A 17,871-nucleotide genomic window follows, 5' to 3' on the forward strand; every position below is an offset into this window, starting at 1 on the left:
CGAACACGGAAGTTAAGCTCTTTAGCGCCGATGGTAGTTGGGGGCTTCCCCCTGTGAGAGTAGGACGTCGCTAGGCAACAAAGCAGTCAGCTGTGTGCTGGCTGTTTTTTTATTTGCAACTATTAGTAAGAAACCATCCAAGCATGAAAACTCTTTCTATGTATAGGTCCAATCATTCAAATTCTTTTTAAACTAAAGTTGCAGGCTAGTCCAATAATCAATCTTTATAACGAATTTAATAATAATTAAGGTGAATCGTACATAAAGACAGTATTCACGACTTGTGAATAGACTTTCACCACCTAACTATACATGTCAGATGCACAATAGAAAGTACCATAACCATAAAAGTTCGGTAATCCAAAATGTTCGCCTATCTAGCAGGATTCTTTACAGGTATGTACCGAATCAGTAGTTTGCCTAGTGAATAATTGAAAGGTATTGTGCAAAGAAAAAAATCAGGTATTTCACCAGATTTATAATGCTAGACATATAGTGTTGACAAACATTAAGTAGGAGTCCATCCCAAATTCCCCATTATCTATTTTACAGTAAGTCCAATTGTTTAAGTGCTTTATCCCTATTAATAGTTCAACTTGATTAATTGTTAGTTCATGGGCTGAACAATCTTGATGCAATATCAGGGTTATTTAGGGTAGTTAAAATTTTCCTCTGAATCCATCCTTCTTTATTTGTAACCATGAATTTATAAAAAATCAATTTGAGTAATTGAGTGTATTCTTTTCCTTACAATACGTCTTGTCTTTTTTTAAAAGATAGGGTTAGAGTAATTAGAAATGTGTGCGTTAATTACAGTGTATCTTTGCAAATTTAAATTTCACCTTTCTTATAATTTAAGGATAAACAGTAAGTTAAGGTTATTGCCATTTAATTTGAGATTATAAATGGTTTCTTGAACAGCAGTGAAAAATGGTTTGATGGTGTAAAGAGAAAAGAAAAGTTTAAAAATGTCATGAAGACGAGTGTTATAACATAAGGTATGTATGTGTTCCTGGTTCTTTAAATTCTGTTTAATGTTATTTTTATGCTCGTATTAATAGGAAAAATCTATTTGTTGCTAGACACCAAATTTTGAGAATGCTATATTTATATGGTCATAGTATTTTTATAATTAGGAAAAAAAAGAATTCTTTTATGAAAGAGAGTTGTTTTCCTGATTATAAGGAGTGATGGAGTATAGAGCTAGACGAAGGATGATAGGGCCTATGGTAAAGAAAACATTAAAGCAAAGAATTGTAGACGCTTCAGTTGAGCTGTTTCAGCAGGATGGTTATCACAATGTAACTGTTGATCGTATCGTTGAATATATAGGGGCATCAAAAGGTGGATTTTATCATAATTTTAAATCAAAAGATGAATTGTTGTATGAAATTCATGATGTTTTTATTTCATATGTTATTCAACAATCACAAGATGCATATGACAAATACGATACGCCCATTACCAGGTTATGTGCGATGCTACAAACGCTGACGCAAGTATTTGATATGTATCAAGCACATATTACAATTTTTTATGAGGAAAGTCGTTCACTCTCAGAGGAGTATAGTGAGATTATTCATAAAAAACGAGATCATTATCTGGACATCTTGCAAAAAGTGATAGCAGAAGGCCAAGAAAAGAAGGTTTTTCGTACAGAATTGCCTTGTACCATTGTTACGATGGCGATTGTGGGGATGATTAACTGGACATATAAATGGTTTAAGCAATCCGGGCCATTAACAATGGTGCAAATTACAGATGTTTTTACGGACATGGTACTACGTGCGATTGTAACAGAACAAGCAATGGAGGAAGCAAAGCAATTTATGATAAAGGGGTAGCCAGTAGAAAACACTGGTTTTATTATTTGCTTTTACAAACCGACTAGTCGGTATTTACTTGAAGGGAATTATCTTTGAGCTAAATCTACTATGGCAAATTTGACATTAGGGGGATTAGGGATGAATTTTGAATTAACAAAAGAGCAAGTGATGATTCGAGACATGGTACGTGATTTTGCTGAAAAAGAGATTAAACCGTATGCTCGTGAGGTTGATGAGACATCGACAATGAGAATAGAAAGCTTTAAAAAGATGGCGGAACTAGGCTTATTGGGTATCCCGTTCCCTGAAGAATATGGTGGTTCAGGTGGTGATACGGTGTCCTACGCTTTAGCTGTAGAGGAAATTGGTCGTGCATGTGGGGGCACTGGCTTAAGTTATGCAGCTGCTGTTAGCTTAGGCGCTTCGCCAATTTACAACTTTGGTACGGAGGAGCAAAAGCAAGAATGGCTTGTTCCATTGGCAAAGGGTGAGACATTAGGATCATTCGGTTTAACAGAGCCTAATGCAGGTTCAGATGCAGGCGGTACACGCACTACGGCTGTCATTGATGGAGATGATTATGTTATTAATGGAGAAAAATGCTGGATTACCAATGCAGGATACGCTCGACAAATAATCGTAACTGCAGTAACGGGAAAACGGGAGGATGGCAAAAAGATTATTTCTTCTATTATTGTGCCAACGAATACTCCAGGTGTAACGATTAATTGTAATTATGACAAAATGGGTGTCCGTGGTTCTAATACATGTGAAATTGTTTTACAAAATGTTCGCGTTCCTCGATCCAATCTATTAGGCGATGAAAAGCGAGGCTTTAGCCAGTTTTTAAACACTTTAGATGGTGGTCGTATTTCAATTGCAGCTCTTTCTGTAGGAATTGCACAGGCCGCTTATGAGAAGGCACTGAAGTTCGCAAAAGAACGCGAGCAATTTGGTGCACCTATTTCGAAGCTACAGGCGATCCAATTTAAATTAGCAGATATGGCGATGGAAATAGAGCTTGCTCGTACGCTTGTACATAAAGCGGCATGGCTAAAAGATCAAAAGAAACCATTTGGTAAAGAAGCGGCAATGGCTAAATTATTTGCTTCTGAAATGGGCTTCCGTACATGTAATCAAGCCATTCAAATTCATGGAGGTTCTGGATATATGAAAGAATACGATGTAGAACGTCATTTACGTGATATTAAATTAATGGAAATTGGTGAAGGAACATCTGAAATTCAGCGTCTTGTTATTTCTCGCTTAATTGGCTGTTAATGATTTTCAACACATTGTGTCCGGGAGCAGCTTTGTGCTGCATAGAGCACTTCTTTCCGATACCGAGACACCTACTAAAAAATAGCTTAAATCCGCATTTATTTCATTGCTGAAAGACGTTTAATAGCATTAACAAGGGGGATCTTCATGGCAGAACTTGTGTATCAAACAATTGGTCAATTGCTAGATGAACAATCTAAAAAGTACCCGCAAAATGAGGCTTTGGTCTATGCAGATAGGAATTTACGAATGACTTATGAGCAGCTAAATCGTCAAGTACGATTGGTAGCAAGGGGCTTAATGGCTTTAGGGATTGAAAAAGGAGACCATATTGCTGTATGGACGACCAATGTTCCTGAGTGGGTACAGCTTCAATTTGGTACAGGCAAGATGGGGGCTCCAATCGTTACAGTAAATACTAATTATCGTGCTAGTGAATTGGAGTATCTATTAAAGCAGTCTGATGCCAAAACGATATTTTTAATTGAAAATTATCGAGACCATTCTTTTATCCATACACTTCAAGAGTTATGTCCGGAGCTTGAACATTGTGAACCAGGTAATTTGCAATCAAAGCGACTACCTTTATTAAAAAATGTTATTTTAATCGGCGAGACTAAGTATCCCGGTGTATTGAATTGGTCAGATGTAGTAGCAGCGGCCAATCAAGTAACAGAGGAACAATTAGAACAAAGAGAGCAATCTCTTCATTATAATGATGTGATTAATATTCAATATACATCTGGTACGACAGGTTTTCCTAAAGGTGTGATGTTAACACATTTTAACTTAGTTAACAATGCGGTCAACATTGCAGAGTGTATGCGTTTAACAGCAGAGGACCGCTTATGCATTCCTGTTCCATTTTTCCACTGCTTTGGCTGTGTTATCGGAACATTAGCTATTACAACTAGTGGTGGAACGATGGTGCCAGTACAAGAATTTTCACCTGAAGAGGTGCTAAGGACGGTTCAACAAGAAAAGTGCACAGCCTTACATGGCGTTCCAACGATGTTTATTAGTGAGCTTAATTTACCGAATTTTGAGTCTTTCAACCTTTCAACTTTACGGACAGGAGTCATGGCAGGCTCTAATTGTCCGATAGAGGTAATGAAAGCGGTCATTGAGAAAATGGGCATGACAGATATTACGATTTGCTATGGTCAAACAGAATCATCTCCAGTGATTACACAAACGAGAACGGATGATCCGTTAACGTTAAAAGTGGAGACGGTTGGCCGTGCCTTACCAAACTTAGAGGCGAAAATTGTTGTTCCTGGGACGAACGAGGAAGCACCCACAAATGAACAAGGGGAGCTATGTACAAGAGGGTACCATGTAATGAAAGGCTACTATAAAAACCAAGAAGAAACCGATCTTGCCATTGATCAAGATGGCTGGCTGCATACTGGTGATTTGGCTACGATGGATGAAGCGGGCTATGTCCGTGTAACCGGTCGTTTAAAGGATATGATTATTCGCGGTGGTGAAAATTTATATCCCCGTGAAATTGAAGAGTTTCTTTATACACACCCAAAAATATCAGATGTTCAGGTTGCAGGGGTTCCTGATCCTGTGTATGGGGAGGAAGCGGCAGCTTGGATTATTTTAAGAGAAGGTGAGCAGGCAACAGAAGAGGAGATTCGAGAATATTGTCGGGATAAAATCTCTAGACATAAAATCCCAAAACATATTTTCTTTATCGATCATTATCCAATGACTGCTTCAGGAAAGGTTCAAAAATATAAATTACGAGAAAATTTTGTCATGACCGTCAGATAAGGAGGGGCAGTGAATATGTTTAATAAAGTATTAATTGCAAATCGTGGGGAGATTGCTAGACGTGTTATCAGAACATGCAAGCGCCTAAATATTAATACGGTTGCTATTTATTCTGAGGCTGATGCTGAAAGCTTACATGTGAAGGATGCGGATGAGGCATATTGTGTAGGGAAACCGCCTGTTGCACAAAGCTATTTAAATATAGAACGTATTCTAGAGATTGCACTAGAAAATGGCGTCGAGGCTGTTCATCCTGGCTATGGTCTACTATCAGAAAATGCAGAGTTTGCAAAGCGCTGTGAAGAGGAAGGTTTAATTTTTATAGGACCAAGTGCTGATGTAATTGCTTCAATGGGAAGTAAATTAGAAGCACGAAAAACAATGAAAGCCGCTGGGGTTCCCATTGTAGAGGGTGTAGAGGCACCTATAAAGGATGCAGAAGAAGCTACTGAAATCGCTGAACGTTTAGGCTATCCAATTATGTTAAAGGCATCGGCAGGCGGTGGCGGTATCGGTATGCAACTTGTTGAAAATGCAGAGGAACTAGCAAAAGCATTTGAGGGAAATCAAAAACGTGCCCAGTCATTTTTCGGTGATGGCACGATGTACATGGAGCGATTTATTGCTAACCCTCACCATGTTGAAGTACAAATTATTGCTGATCATCAAGGCAATGTAGTTCCGTTATTTGAACGTGAATGTTCGATCCAACGAAGAAATCAAAAAGTAGTAGAAGAAGCACCATCACCATTCATTTCACAGGAAACAAGAGATAGGATGCTTGAAGCCTCAGTGAAGGCAGCGAAGCATATTGGCTATGTCAACGCTGGAACGATTGAGTATTTGGTGGATGAGAATCAAAACTTTTATTTCTTAGAAATGAATACAAGATTACAAGTAGAGCATCCTGTGACAGAGGAAATTACAAAGCTTGATTTAGTAGAAGAGCAATTAAAAATTGCTGCACAGCAACCTCTCTCATTTACAAAAGAAAGTATTACGAAACAGGGTCATGCGATTGAAGTGCGTATATACGCTGAGAATCCTTCTACATTTTTCCCGTCTCCAGGTACGATCACAGCTCTAGAATTACCAACAGGGGAAGGGGTTCGACATGAGTGTGGTGTAGAGACAGGTTCTGCAGTTACACCATTCTATGACCCCATGATTAGTAAATTGGTAGTGTGGGGAGAAACAAGGGACATTGCCTGTGAGAAATTAATCCAAGCACTGAAAACATATAAAGTGGAGGGTATTCAAACGAATATTCCGATGCTGCTGAAAACTGTTACGCATGAACAGTTTTTAAAAGGCTATACGACAACAAAATTTGTAGAACAATTTTATTTACCTCAATTAGCAGAGTCAAAGTAAGTATGTAATAGCATTCGCGCTTCACAGAGAGTGCGAATGCAAAATTAATGAATAGTAGGAGTGAGTGTTAATGGCAACAGTAAAAGCAAGCATGGCCGGTACAGTATGGAAAATCGTCGTAGCAGAAGGTGAAAAAGTAACAGCAGGTCAAGATGTAGCTATTTTAGAATCAATGAAAATGGAAATTCCGATTGCAGCCGAAGAAGATGGCGTGGTAACAAAAATCATCGCCAATGAGGGAGATTTTATTAACGTTGATGATGATATTTTAGAAATTGAATAAGAGGAGGCCTCTTAATGCAACTACCTAAGCAGGTCGTGATTAAAGAAGTTGGTCCCCGTGATGGCTTACAAAACGAAAAAAAACATATTACAACAGCAGATAAAATACAATTAGTGAATTTGTTAAGCCAAACGGGATTAAATTACATCGAAGTGACTTCATTTGTTCATCCGAAATGGATTCCACAGTTGGCGGATGCTGTCGAGGTTCTTCAAGCCATTAAAAGGAACAATGATATTACTTACGCGGCACTTGTACCTAATATGCGAGGGCTAGAAAGGGCGTTGCAGGCGGAAGTAGATGAAGTAAGTATATTTATGTCTGCTAGTGAAAGTCATAATCAAAGTAATATTAACAAAACCATTGACGAAACATTTCCTATTTTAGAGGAAGTAGTATTAGGAGCTAAAGCGTCAAAAAAGAAAGTTCGAGGCTATATTTCTACAGTTCTTGGCTGTCCCTATGAGGGATATATACATCCTGATAAGGTGCTACGTGTTACAGATAAATTATTGGAGATGGGTGTAACGGAGATTTCCCTAGGCGACACGATTGGCGTTGGTGTACCAACTCAAGTTGAGTTTCTTTTAGAGGAACTATTAAAAAGGTATTCCGCTGAAAACTTTGCTATGCATTTTCATGATACACGTGGCACGGCGCTTGCCAACATTATGAAATCTTTAGAGATGGGTGTAACCAAATTTGATAGTGCGCTTGGTGGTCTAGGGGGCTGTCCATATGCAAAGGGAGCTTCTGGTAATGTAGCCACGGAAGACTTACTTTACTTATTTGATGAAATGGGTGTTCAAACTGGTGTGGATCAACAAAAAATACTAGAGGCTGCACTCTTTATTGAACAGAAATTAGGCAAAGCTGTAGCTTCAAAGCAAATGGCGATTGTCCGTAATGAAAGGAGTGCGAATCCATTATGACTCAACTCGTTCGTTTTGAATTACTGGAGGGAAGTATTGGACTGATTACTCTCTTAAGACCAGAGGCTGCGAACGCGATGTCAGTACAGTTACTGCAAGAGCTATCTGGGACGTTGGATCAAATCAACGGTGATCCAGCAGTGCGAGTAGTCTTACTAACAGGTGCTGGGGAAAAAGCATTCTGTGCAGGGGCTGATTTAAAAGAACGTAAAGGTATGTCTGATCGACAAGTGAAGCAAATCGTCCAGTTGATTGGTGCCACAGTCGCAAAAGTGGAGACACTCGCTCAGCCTGTCATTGCAGTACTAAATGGAGTAGCTTTTGGTGGTGGTCTAGAATTAGCCTTAGCTTGCGACTTACGTGTGGCAGCAGCACATGTCAAGCTAGGTCTCACTGAAACCTCTCTCGGTATTATTCCAGGGGCAGGAGGAACGCAACGACTTCCACGTCTAATTGGCCTTGGGAAGGCAAAGGAATTAATATATACAGCACGTCGCTTAAATGCTGAGGAAGCCAAAAATTATGGCATCGTTGAGTATGTTCATGAGGCACATGAGGTAATGGAAAGGGCACAGCAGCTTGCACTAGAAATGGCAAAAAATGCACCATTATCGTTAGTACAGGCTAAAGTAGCTATGAATCAGGGGGTTGAGGTAGATTTAGCTACCGGTTTGAAAATCGAATCACTTGCATATAGTGCACTGATCCCAACTGAAGACCGATTAGAGGGCTTACTTGCCTTCCAAGAAAAGCGAGCACCACAATATTCAGGAAAATAAGTAAGAGAATCCAATCAGATTAATCACTCTGACTGAAATCTAAGTTGATTTTTTTGCGCATTGACAAAGGGAATAGGGGCGCTAAAAAAATAATTTGGCGTAATTGAATGGGCAAAGGGAGGAAATAAAATGAGCAATATTTCAACAGAAAACACGCCACCTACAATGAAAGATAAAATTCTTTCTGGCGGTTTACCAAAATATCATGATAAAAATGCACAGCAAGGGAAGCTATTTGTACGTGAACGACTTGAATTATTATTAGATGATGGTCTTCAATCAGAGGATGGCCTCTATGCAAACTGTTTGGCAGGCGACTTACCTGCTGATGGTGTCGTCACAGGGATTGGTAAAATTCATGGTCGTACCGTTTGTATATTAGCTAATGACTCAACGATTAAAGCAGGATCATGGGGAAAACGTACCGTTGAAAAGATGATTCGTATTCAAGAAACTGCAGAAAAACTTAACTGTCCGTTACTATATTTAGTCGATTCAGCAGGGGCACGTATTACAGATCAGTTAGAAATGTTCCCAGGTAGAAGGGGTGCTGGTCGCATTTTCTACAACCAAGTCAAGTTATCAGGTAAAGTACCACAAATTTGTTTACTATTTGGTCCGTCCGCGGCAGGTGGCGCCTACATTCCTGCATTTTGTGATATCGTTGTCATGGTTGAAGGGAACGCATCCATGTATTTAGGATCTCCTCGAATGGCTGAAATGGTTATTGGAGAGAAAGTAGATTTAGAAACGATGGGTGGCGCAAAAATGCACTGTTCAGTTTCCGGCTGTGGAGATGTGCTTGCCAAAACAGAACAAGAGGCCATTGCCTATGCTCGTAAATATTTAGGCTATTTCCCTAATAACTACGCTGAACGTAGCAAGGTGGAGGTACCTAAGCCACCTGCTACATTCGATAAATCGATTGAGGAATTGATACCACAAAATCAAAACGTTCCTTTTGATATGTATAAGCTAATTGAACGTATTATTGATGAAGATTCGTTTTGTGAGGTGAAGAAATTATTTGCACCGGAATTAATTACTGGTCTAGCACGTATTAATGGGCAATCAGTAGGAATTATAGCGAATCAGCCTCGCGTTAAGGGAGGCGTACTATTCCACGATTCTGCGGATAAAGCGGCTAAGTTCATTTCACTTTGTGATGCTTTCAATATACCGCTTCTATTTTTAGCGGACGTCCCAGGCTTTATGATCGGCACACAGGTCGAAAAAGCTGGGATTATCCGTCATGGCGCAAAAATGATTTTTGCGATGAGTGAAGCAACTGTTCCAAAGCTAACAGTCATTGTTCGTAAAGCATATGGAGCTGGTTTATATGCCATGGCTGGTCCTGCCTTTGAGCCAGACTGCTGTATCGCATTATCAAATGCTCAAATTGCAGTAATGGGTCCAGAAGCTGCAGTCAATGCAGTTTATGCCAATAAAATTGCTGAGCTTCCAAAAGAAGAGCAAGCAAGCTTTATTGCTGAAAAACGAAAAGAGTACCAAGAGGAGATAGATGTGTATCGATTAGCATCAGAACTAATTATTGATGATGTCATTGAGCCAAATGATTTACGTAAGGTGCTTGAAAATCGTTTAGAGCTTTACATGTCAAAATACTTACTTTTCTCACAGCGTAAGCATGGGGTAAACCCAGTATAAATACTTACTGGGAAGGCTGTCTCTCTATCAGGAGGCAGTCTTTTTTAGTTGATAAAAATTTAACAGCTACTTGCATGGTGTAGAGGAGCATATTAAAATATGGGAAGGAATAAAGGGAAGAGGGTGTTTAGCATGTCTAAAAACAACATAACGGATGTTCAAGGTAATGCCAAGCTCCCATTACCATATCGAGATGTTATTGATACATATTATTTGCCAATAAAAATAGTGGGTTGGATGTTATTTAGCATCTATTCTTGTTTGGCTTTTTATAAATTGGTGATTGATCGCTTAGTTAATGTAGTCGTTATATTATGGAAAGGTGATTATTCAGTCGGTGATTTAGGGCTGTTTGATTACAGCAGTTGGCGATTAACTACTAATTTTATTCCCTTTGAAACGATATTCCGCTATATTAACTACTCTCAGTATTTTAATTGGGATACAATAATTATTAACTTACTTGGTAACTTATTAATTTTCACCCCTATGGGCTTTTTACTGCCATTACTATCGAAGAAATTCCGCAAAGCAGGCGTTATACTTTGCTTAGGCTTTTTTTCCAGCCTTAGCGTGGAAACTATTCAATTTATTTTTACAGTAGGCTCTGCCGATATTGATGATTTAATTTTAAATACAATTGGTGCATGGCTCGGGTATTTAGCTTATAAGGGGCTATTGCTTACACCGAAAAAATGAGAAAACAGCCAGTTACCCCGTAAAAGGTTTAGACATCAATCTAACTTTTATGGGGGTTTTTTTTATTTATTAACACTATTTATTTTGTGTAAATGGTAGTAATTTTTATTGAAATCGAAATGAAAGTAATAAACGACTGAGGAGTATATTCTAAGATAGTGGGTATTTTAACCTAAAAATGATATTAATTTTTGCTTCTTTAGGTGGTTAGTAGTCATTTATGCTTGAATTTAATAATGAAAATTCCGATAATAAGTGTATAGAAGCTGTTTCGGAGGAATAGATTTTGTCATAAAAGATGTTCATATCTAGTAACAAGTTAGCATATGAAGATAGAAGGATGAGGTGAAAACTATGAAAATATATAATTCAATGGAGCAAGAGAGATTATCGTCCCCATTTAATCGTAAAAAGTTTCTGCAACGTAAAGAAGCGGGAGATGCATATCGAAAGAATGCCATGTATTTTCAGCCAAAGAAAAATCCATTATTGCTGGAACTTGAAAACCTACTATTAGGGCGCACAGATCAAGATTTATACGAGCAGCAACAAGAAGATACAGAAGTAGTAACACCCCAACAGCAGGCCATTATGGATGATTTGCAGCAGACTTCAAAGAATGTCCATGCACATGAGCAGGCTTATAAATGGGCAAGTGGTAATCATGACGGAGCACCTGTTGTAAATAATCCGGATTTGAATGATACGTTACAGGTTTTAGAGCAAATGCGAAATGCAGCATTATCATCGTCAAAGCCATCTGCTCAAGATGTAAGGTTAGCAGAAAACGTGAATGCTCAAATTCAGCATATTCTACATGAAGTTAACTCAACAGATGAACAGGACCAACCTTTTGTCAATGAAGTGACTACAGTTAAGGTTCCTGAACGTTTCTCGAAGGAATTGAAATTGGACCCATTTGCAGATACAATTTTCCGTAAGAGCCATGATGCTACTTTAAAATTGAGAGCCTTCAAACAGGCATCTGAAAAGTATGCAGCACATGTTCAAATGACGAAGAATGGCTATCGTCCAGGAAATGATTCGATGTTCTCTTTGATAGCCTAATGTTGTAGATAGGAGATTACGGTTATGGCGAAGGCAAAGCATGCCAAAACAAATGCGATAAGATTATTAGAGCAGCAAAAAATCCAATTTGATGTGATGGAATATGAAATTGGAGACGGTCAAGTAGACGGTGTATCTGTTGCCGAAAAAATTGGTCAGCCGGTTACCCGTGTTTTTAAAACATTAGTAGCAAAGGCAAGTGCACAAAAGCTATTTGTATTTGTTATTCCAGTGTCTGAGGAACTGGATTTAAAGGCTGCCGCAAAGGTAGTTGGAGAAAAGAAAATTGATATGCTACCTGTAAAAGATTTACTTAACTATACAGGATATGTCCGTGGTGGATGCTCGCCTGTAGGCATGAAAAAATTGTATCCTACGGTAATCGATAAAACTGCTCAACAACAAGGCAGTATTATTGTAAGTGCAGGGAAAATAGGTATGCAAATCCATGTTCAACTTAATGATTTGAAGAATATTACAAAGGCCCAGCTTGCGCCAATTACAACTATCCATTAGTGAAAAATGGGTAGTTTTTTATTTTAATAGAATAGGGTTATCCATCCTTCCATTTACAAGCACGATTTCACGATATTTGCAGAAAACATGATACAGTTAGAGCATTATCAAATATAAAGAGAGGGATAGGCAATGCGCAAAATAATGGGGTGGCGCTGGACATTTTTTATTGGCGGCTTGATTGTGATGTCATTGGGGATTACGATGTCTATTAAAGGGAAGATAATTGGAACGAGCCCTTGGGATGTCTTGCATGTAGGGTTATTTCAAAACTTTGGATTAACGATTGGTACATGGTCTATATTAACAGGTCTTTTTATTGTCGCATCTACATCAATTGTATTGCGTGAGTGGCCTAAAATTGGTACATGGCTGAATATGCTACTAATCGGTTCATTCATCGATGTATTTAACTGGCTATTGCCTTCAACAGATGTGTATGGTCTGCAAATGACATATTTCACCATTGGTTTATTTGTCTTAAGCTTTGGCTGTGGTATGTATATTGCTCCAAATATGGGTGCAGGCCCTCGCGATACTTTAATGATGATACTTGTCGAAAAATTTGGCGGAACTATTAAAACTGCGAGAATGGGGATCGAAGTTCTAGTAACTATTGTAGGATGGCTACTAGGTGGCCCGGTTGGAGTGGGAACAGTATTAATTGCTTTAACTTCGGGATATATTGTGCAATATTCATTACCTTATTGCCGCAAAGTATTAATGAAATGTATTGGTCATATTGAAGACATGAAGCCTTTTTATTAAACTGTAAAGCTACTTTTATCTGTTAAGGATAGGAGTAGCTTTTCATCTTTTTTAGTGTTCCTTCATATAATGCAAGGCAGAAACAAAAGGAGGAACGACATTTGAACGGAAATGTGACGTATTATTTTGGACATGCATTGACTGGGCAAGGTGTGAAACATTTATATAAAGAAATGATGGAGGAAGCGGAGCTAGTTTATTTTTTACAAGGTGCCTCCACATCTAAAGGATCAGAACTATTGAAAGAGCTAGGTTATTTTTATGTTAAACAAGGCTTTGCTGTCGAATGGTTTAAGCATGCGTTATTAGAGGAAGTAGTCGAGGCTGTTTATGTAAAGGGTTGTAATAGACTGTATGTCTGGGCATCGGAATGGGGTATTGGGCCAACATTACTTGGTACGAAGCATCGTGTTATGTCTTTTTATGATTGCTTGGAAGATATCCAGCTTGAGAAAATAGGAGAGCAACTTGCTGAAGCAGTACAGGAACGTACGGCTTGGCGTGATAAATGTATTGCCAAGCTAAATCAAGCTATCAAGCTCCACGATGATTGGGAGGTTGTGACGCAAAGCTGCATGAATTGGCAGGCATTAAATGAACAGGTGGAAAATTTAAAATCGGAAGTCTTCCAATCTATTGTTTTAAATAAAACGGGTGAGCGAACACACCGTTTACTTGGAACATTGACTCCTAGAGGGGCAGAAAATACAGTGGAAAGCATAACGAAAAATATATCGACAAGATTAATGATTAAAGGTAAACCGGGTACAGGCAAATCCTCCTTGATGAAAGGTCTAGCAGACGAGGCGAATGCAAGGGGACTCGATGCACAAATTATATGGTGTGGCTTAGATGCAGGATCTGTTGATATGGTCATTATCCCTGAACTAAATTTCTGTATCTTTGATAGTACAGAACCTCATATTTTTAACCCACAGGATGGTCGATTAGGCGATAAGATATTTGATATAGGACAACATTGTGCGCTTACGGAAGAGGCAGAATTAGCAATTGAGGAAGTACGAGCGTGCTATAAAGAAGCCATGCAAGATGCGATGGGCTACTCAAAGCGTTATGCAGAGGCAGAATATACAGTGCGGCGTTTATTGGATAATTGCCTATCTGCCTCTTTGTGGCGAGAAAAAACAGCGTCATTATTCGAAAGATTAACAAAATAATTTAGCTATAGGCTTGCTTATGCTAAACTAGGAACTAGAACTGTTTTCCTAGGAAAGGATGATACGCTTGTCAAAAGTATTGAATGCATTTTTAGACGAAAACCTACAAGCCCTACATGAACAAGGCTTATACAATGAAATTGATCCAGTAGAGGGTGCAAATGGCCCGATAATACAGGTACGTGGCAAAAATCTTGTTAACTTATCTTCTAACAATTATCTAGGCTTAGCAACGAATGAAGAATTAAAGCGTATTGCCAAAGAAACGATTGAAAAATATGGTGTTGGGGCAGGTGCTGTTCGTACCATTAACGGGACACTGGACTTACACGTTAAATTAGAAGAAAAGCTTGCTGAATTTAAAGGAACTGAAGCAGCTATTTCTTATCAATCTGGCTTTAATTGTAACATGGCAGCTATTTCAGCTGTTATGGATAAAAATGATGCAATACTTTCTGATCAATTAAACCATGCCTCTATTATTGATGGTTGTCGTTTATCTAAGGCGAAAATCATTGCGTTTAATCACTCAGATATGGATGATTTACGTGCCAAGGCAAAAGCGGCAAAAGAATCTGGTTTATACAATAAAGTGATGGTTATTACGGATGGTGTATTCTCAATGGATGGCGACATTGCTAAATTGCCGGAGATTGTGGAAATTGCCAAAGAATTTGATTTAATTACTTATGTTGATGATGCACATGGTTCAGGTGTAACTGGTAAAGGCAAAGGAACTGTGAAGCACTTTGGACTTGAAAAAGAGATTGACTTCCAAATTGGTACACTATCAAAAGCAATTGGTGTTGTAGGGGGCTATGTAGCTGGTAAGAAGAATTTAATTGATTGGTTAAAAGTTCGCTCTCGTCCATTCTTGTTCTCAACTGCTTTACCACCAGGTGATGTGGCAGCCATTACAGCTGCTGTACAAATGCTAATTGATTCTACAGAGCTTCACGATAAGCTGTGGGATAATGGTAACTATTTAAAAGCGGGACTAGAGAAGCTTGGCTTTAATATTGGTGAATCTGAAACACCAATTACTCCTTGTATTATTGGAGATGAAAAGCTGACACAAGAGTTTTCAAAACGCTTATTTGAAGAAGGCGTTTATGCGAAATCAATCGTATTCCCAACCGTTCCTAAAGGTACAGGTCGTGTTCGTAATATGCCAACTGCAGCTCATACAAAAGAAATGCTTGATAATGCGTTAGCAATTTACGAAAAAGTTGGTCGTGAACTAGGTGTAATTCAATAATACGAAAAGGCTACCTCCACAGCTGAGGTAGCCTTTTTTAAAACGAGCGCTTCGTTCCAATTAAATTCTATAAAGTGATCTTTAAAATAAAGGGGTACTTATTTTGAGCTAATTACATGCGCTTTTTTTAGCTGTTGAACTTCATGATCAGTGATGTTTAATGCCTGCAAAATTTCTTCATTATGCTGTCCTAAAGTGGGCGCTGCACTAGTTAATTGTCCCGGTGTGCGTGAGAATTTTGCTGGGAAACCTAATGTCCTCATTGGCCCAGCAGTCGGATGGTCATAAGACAAGACCATGCCACGCTCTAAAATATGGGGATCATTCAATGTTTGGTCATAGGAATAGATTGGGCTGGATGGTACGCCGTGCTCATCTAAAAGCTCCAGCCAGTAGGTCGCTGGATGTTTCGCTAATTCGCTCTCTATTTCTACCTCTAAAGCTTTCACATGTTGGGCACGTGAATAGTTAGTAATAAAGAGGGGATTGTCTAACCAATCAGGACGTTTGACAACCTTTGTCGCAAAGATTTCCCACAGCTTTTGATTGCCAGCACCTAATAAAATATAGTCATCCTGTGTTTTAAAGCCTTGATAGGGTGCGGATACTCGATGGGCAGTTCCTGTTCGTTCTGGTAATTCGCCTTGACCAAAGTAGGCAGCAGCCTCCCAAACAGTCCAAGCAAGCCCTGACTCTACTAAAGAGACATCTATATATTGTCCCTCGCCACTACGTAGCTTATAAATATAGGCCATTAAAATAGATTGTAAGGCCGTTTGGGCAGCAGCAATATCATTGACAGCAAAGCCAACTTTTACAGGCCGACCCTGCGCTTCGCCAGTCATATGCATTAAGCCACTTAAACCCTGTGCCATAATATCATAGCCACCTTTTTGGCTATAAGGACCCGTTTGTCCGTACCCAGAAATAGAGCAGTAAATGAGTCCGGGATTAAGAGCCTTTAAAGTATCATAATCAATACCTAGTTTTTCCGTAACACCTGGCCGGTAGTTTTCCACCAGCACATCTACAGACTGGATAAGCTCTTTGAATAAAGCCAAACCATCTGGCGTTTTTAAATTTATACAAACACCTTTTTTATTGCGATTAACCATCATATACATATGACTTTCTTCATTAATAAACGGACCCATTGCTCGGGTGTCGTCTCCGTTTGGATATTTCTCGATTTTTATGACTTCTGCGCCCATATCTGCTAAGACCATCGTACAATAAGGGCCAGCTAAAACTTGAGATAAATCTACAACTTTTAAACCGTCTAATGCTTGTTTCATTTGACCTCAATCCCATCATTTTTGACTAATGTAATCGTACGTAACCCTTCGATGGAGGTTGTGCCTGCTAATGCAATGGAAACCTTTAATTCATCATAGATATTTGTCATGACTCTTTCGACACCCTGTTGTCCTTCAAGGGCTAGACCATAGATGAAGGGCCGCCCAATTGCCACAGCATCAGCTCCTAAAGCAAGCGCCTTTAAGGCATCCATCCCGCGATATACACCGCTATCTAAAATAATAGGGATTTGTCCTTTGACAGCACTCACGATGGAGGGAAGGGCATCAAGTGACCCAATAACACCGTCTAATTGTCGGCCGCCATGGTTCGATACGATAATACCGTCAACCCCATTTACAATTGCTAGCTTTGCGTCTTCAGGATGTAGAATTCCCTTTAATAATATAGGGAGATTTGTACGCCGTTTTAATTCACGAACATGCTCCCAATTGAGTGTAGGGTGGAAGACATTTTGCAAGACGCTTTGTACATACGATTCAAATGAATCATTAGGCAAAGAAGCCATAAAGACAGGATCATTTATGTAATTTCCTTTTGCGTAGCCTAGCTTTAATGGTGAAAATTGATTGCGTACATCTTCTTCTCGCCACCCAAGCATTACTGTATCGACTGTTAAAACAATGGCTTCAAAGCCTGCTGACTCTGCTCGTGCGGCCATACTAAATGCAATTTCCTCATTTGTAGACCAATACAATTGAAACCATTTTGTTGCTGAAGGGGCAGCTTCGGCAACATCTTCGAGTGCATAGGTGGAGACTGTGCTTTGAATATAGGGCATATTTAATTGCTGGGCAGCGCGTACAGCGGCAAGTTCACCTTCCTCGTGAACCATTCCGTTCATGCCTACAGGTGCAAAGATCAATGGTGTTGGATATGTTTTTCCGAATAAATTAATGGATGTATGAACGTTTGAAACATCATTTAAAAAGCGGGGAACAATGGAGTACTTTTCAAAAGCTGAACGATTATTGCGTAATGTTTGTTCACCGCCAGCTCCTGAGCGAATGTAGCCGAATGGTCCGGCGGGAATTTTTTCCGCTACTGCTTTTTCTAAATCTGCAAAGCAAATGGGGAAGGGCGCTTGGGCAGTGATATTTTTTAAGAGTAGGTCACCATCAGTTGTATTTGTCATCGTTACT

16 protein-coding genes and 1 rRNA gene are annotated in these 17,871 nt (G+C 39.2%); 15 read left to right on the plus strand and 2 right to left on the minus strand.

The annotated features are described in order from the left end of the window. The 15 genes from rrf to ACP3VS_RS13515 all read left to right on the plus strand — a co-directional run. Positions 1–76, plus strand: a 5S ribosomal RNA gene (gene rrf / locus ACP3VS_RS13445); the annotation flags it as partial. A 1,150-nt stretch (positions 77–1,226) separates the two neighbouring features. Continuing rightward, entirely contained in the window at positions 1,227–1,844 is a 618-nt protein-coding gene (locus tag ACP3VS_RS13450; protein ID WP_031418404.1) for a TetR/AcrR family transcriptional regulator, read from the plus strand. Positions 1,845–1,964: 120 nt separating this feature from the next. Next, positions 1,965–3,107, plus strand: a complete 1,143-nt coding sequence (locus ACP3VS_RS13455; RefSeq protein ID WP_031418406.1) for an acyl-CoA dehydrogenase — start codon at positions 1,965–1,967, stop codon at positions 3,105–3,107. Between the two features lie 147 nt (positions 3,108–3,254). Further along, positions 3,255–4,889 (plus strand): AMP-binding protein, encoded by a 1,635-nt coding sequence (locus ACP3VS_RS13460; protein ID WP_426388929.1) that lies wholly within the window; start codon positions 3,255–3,257, stop codon positions 4,887–4,889. 15 nt (positions 4,890–4,904) lie between these two features. Beyond that, on the plus strand, positions 4,905–6,263 hold the full coding sequence (locus ACP3VS_RS13465) for an acetyl-CoA carboxylase biotin carboxylase subunit (RefSeq protein ID WP_036218140.1): 1,359 nt from the start codon (positions 4,905–4,907) through the stop codon (positions 6,261–6,263). Between the two features lie 70 nt (positions 6,264–6,333). Beyond that, positions 6,334–6,546: an acetyl-CoA carboxylase biotin carboxyl carrier protein subunit gene (locus ACP3VS_RS13470; RefSeq protein WP_031418413.1), complete on the plus strand. Its 213-nt coding sequence runs from the start codon at positions 6,334–6,336 to the stop codon at positions 6,544–6,546. 14 nt (positions 6,547–6,560) lie between these two features. Next, positions 6,561–7,478, plus strand: a complete 918-nt coding sequence (locus ACP3VS_RS13475; RefSeq protein WP_031418414.1) for a hydroxymethylglutaryl-CoA lyase — start codon at positions 6,561–6,563, stop codon at positions 7,476–7,478. Then, on the plus strand, positions 7,475–8,257 hold the full coding sequence (locus ACP3VS_RS13480; RefSeq protein ID WP_012292663.1) for an enoyl-CoA hydratase: 783 nt from the start codon (positions 7,475–7,477) through the stop codon (positions 8,255–8,257). The genes ACP3VS_RS13475 and ACP3VS_RS13480 overlap by 4 nt, the downstream gene beginning before the upstream one ends. Before the next feature lie 129 nt (positions 8,258–8,386). After that, positions 8,387–9,925 (plus strand): acyl-CoA carboxylase subunit beta, encoded by a 1,539-nt coding sequence (locus ACP3VS_RS13485; protein WP_012292664.1) that lies wholly within the window; start codon positions 8,387–8,389, stop codon positions 9,923–9,925. 132 nt (positions 9,926–10,057) lie between these two features. Continuing rightward, the gene (locus ACP3VS_RS13490) at positions 10,058–10,624 is read left to right on the plus strand and encodes a VanZ family protein (protein WP_031418416.1); all 567 of its coding nucleotides are present in this window, start codon (positions 10,058–10,060) and stop codon (positions 10,622–10,624) included. 354 nt (positions 10,625–10,978) lie between these two features. Then, positions 10,979–11,692, plus strand: a complete 714-nt coding sequence (locus ACP3VS_RS13495) for a hypothetical protein (protein WP_099806404.1) — start codon at positions 10,979–10,981, stop codon at positions 11,690–11,692. A 24-nt stretch (positions 11,693–11,716) separates the two neighbouring features. Further along, the gene (ybaK, locus tag ACP3VS_RS13500) at positions 11,717–12,208 is read left to right on the plus strand and encodes a Cys-tRNA(Pro) deacylase (protein WP_426388933.1); all 492 of its coding nucleotides are present in this window, start codon (positions 11,717–11,719) and stop codon (positions 12,206–12,208) included. Positions 12,209–12,340: 132 nt separating this feature from the next. Continuing rightward, entirely contained in the window at positions 12,341–12,976 is a 636-nt protein-coding gene (locus ACP3VS_RS13505) for a YczE/YyaS/YitT family protein (protein ID WP_012292668.1), read from the plus strand. Positions 12,977–13,077: 101 nt separating this feature from the next. Beyond that, a complete protein-coding gene (locus ACP3VS_RS13510; RefSeq protein ID WP_036160713.1) occupies positions 13,078–14,154 on the plus strand; it encodes a nucleotide kinase in 1,077 nt (358 codons plus the stop codon). A gap of 58 nt (positions 14,155–14,212) precedes the next feature. Next, positions 14,213–15,412 carry a glycine C-acetyltransferase gene (locus ACP3VS_RS13515; RefSeq protein ID WP_012292670.1) on the plus strand — a complete coding sequence of 400 codons (1,200 nt, stop codon included), beginning with the start codon at positions 14,213–14,215 and terminating at the stop codon, positions 15,410–15,412. 98 nt (positions 15,413–15,510) lie between these two features. Here ACP3VS_RS13515 and ACP3VS_RS13520 read toward each other — a convergent pair whose 3' ends face one another. Both ACP3VS_RS13520 and ACP3VS_RS13525 read right to left on the minus strand, forming a co-directional pair. Continuing rightward, positions 15,511–16,707 carry a CaiB/BaiF CoA transferase family protein gene (locus ACP3VS_RS13520; protein ID WP_012292671.1) on the minus strand — a complete coding sequence of 399 codons (1,197 nt, stop codon included), beginning with the start codon at positions 16,705–16,707 and terminating at the stop codon, positions 15,511–15,513. Next, on the minus strand, positions 16,704–17,864 hold the full coding sequence (locus ACP3VS_RS13525; RefSeq protein ID WP_426388936.1) for an alpha-hydroxy acid oxidase: 1,161 nt from the start codon (positions 17,862–17,864) through the stop codon (positions 16,704–16,706). The genes ACP3VS_RS13520 and ACP3VS_RS13525 overlap by 4 nt, the downstream gene beginning before the upstream one ends. Positions 17,865–17,871 lie beyond the last annotated feature (7 nt).

Origin of the sequence: Lysinibacillus sp. VIII_CA, from assembly GCF_049943995.1 — a bacterium.
GTDB classification, from domain to species: Bacteria; Bacillota; Bacilli; order Bacillales_A; family Planococcaceae; genus Lysinibacillus; species Lysinibacillus pinottii.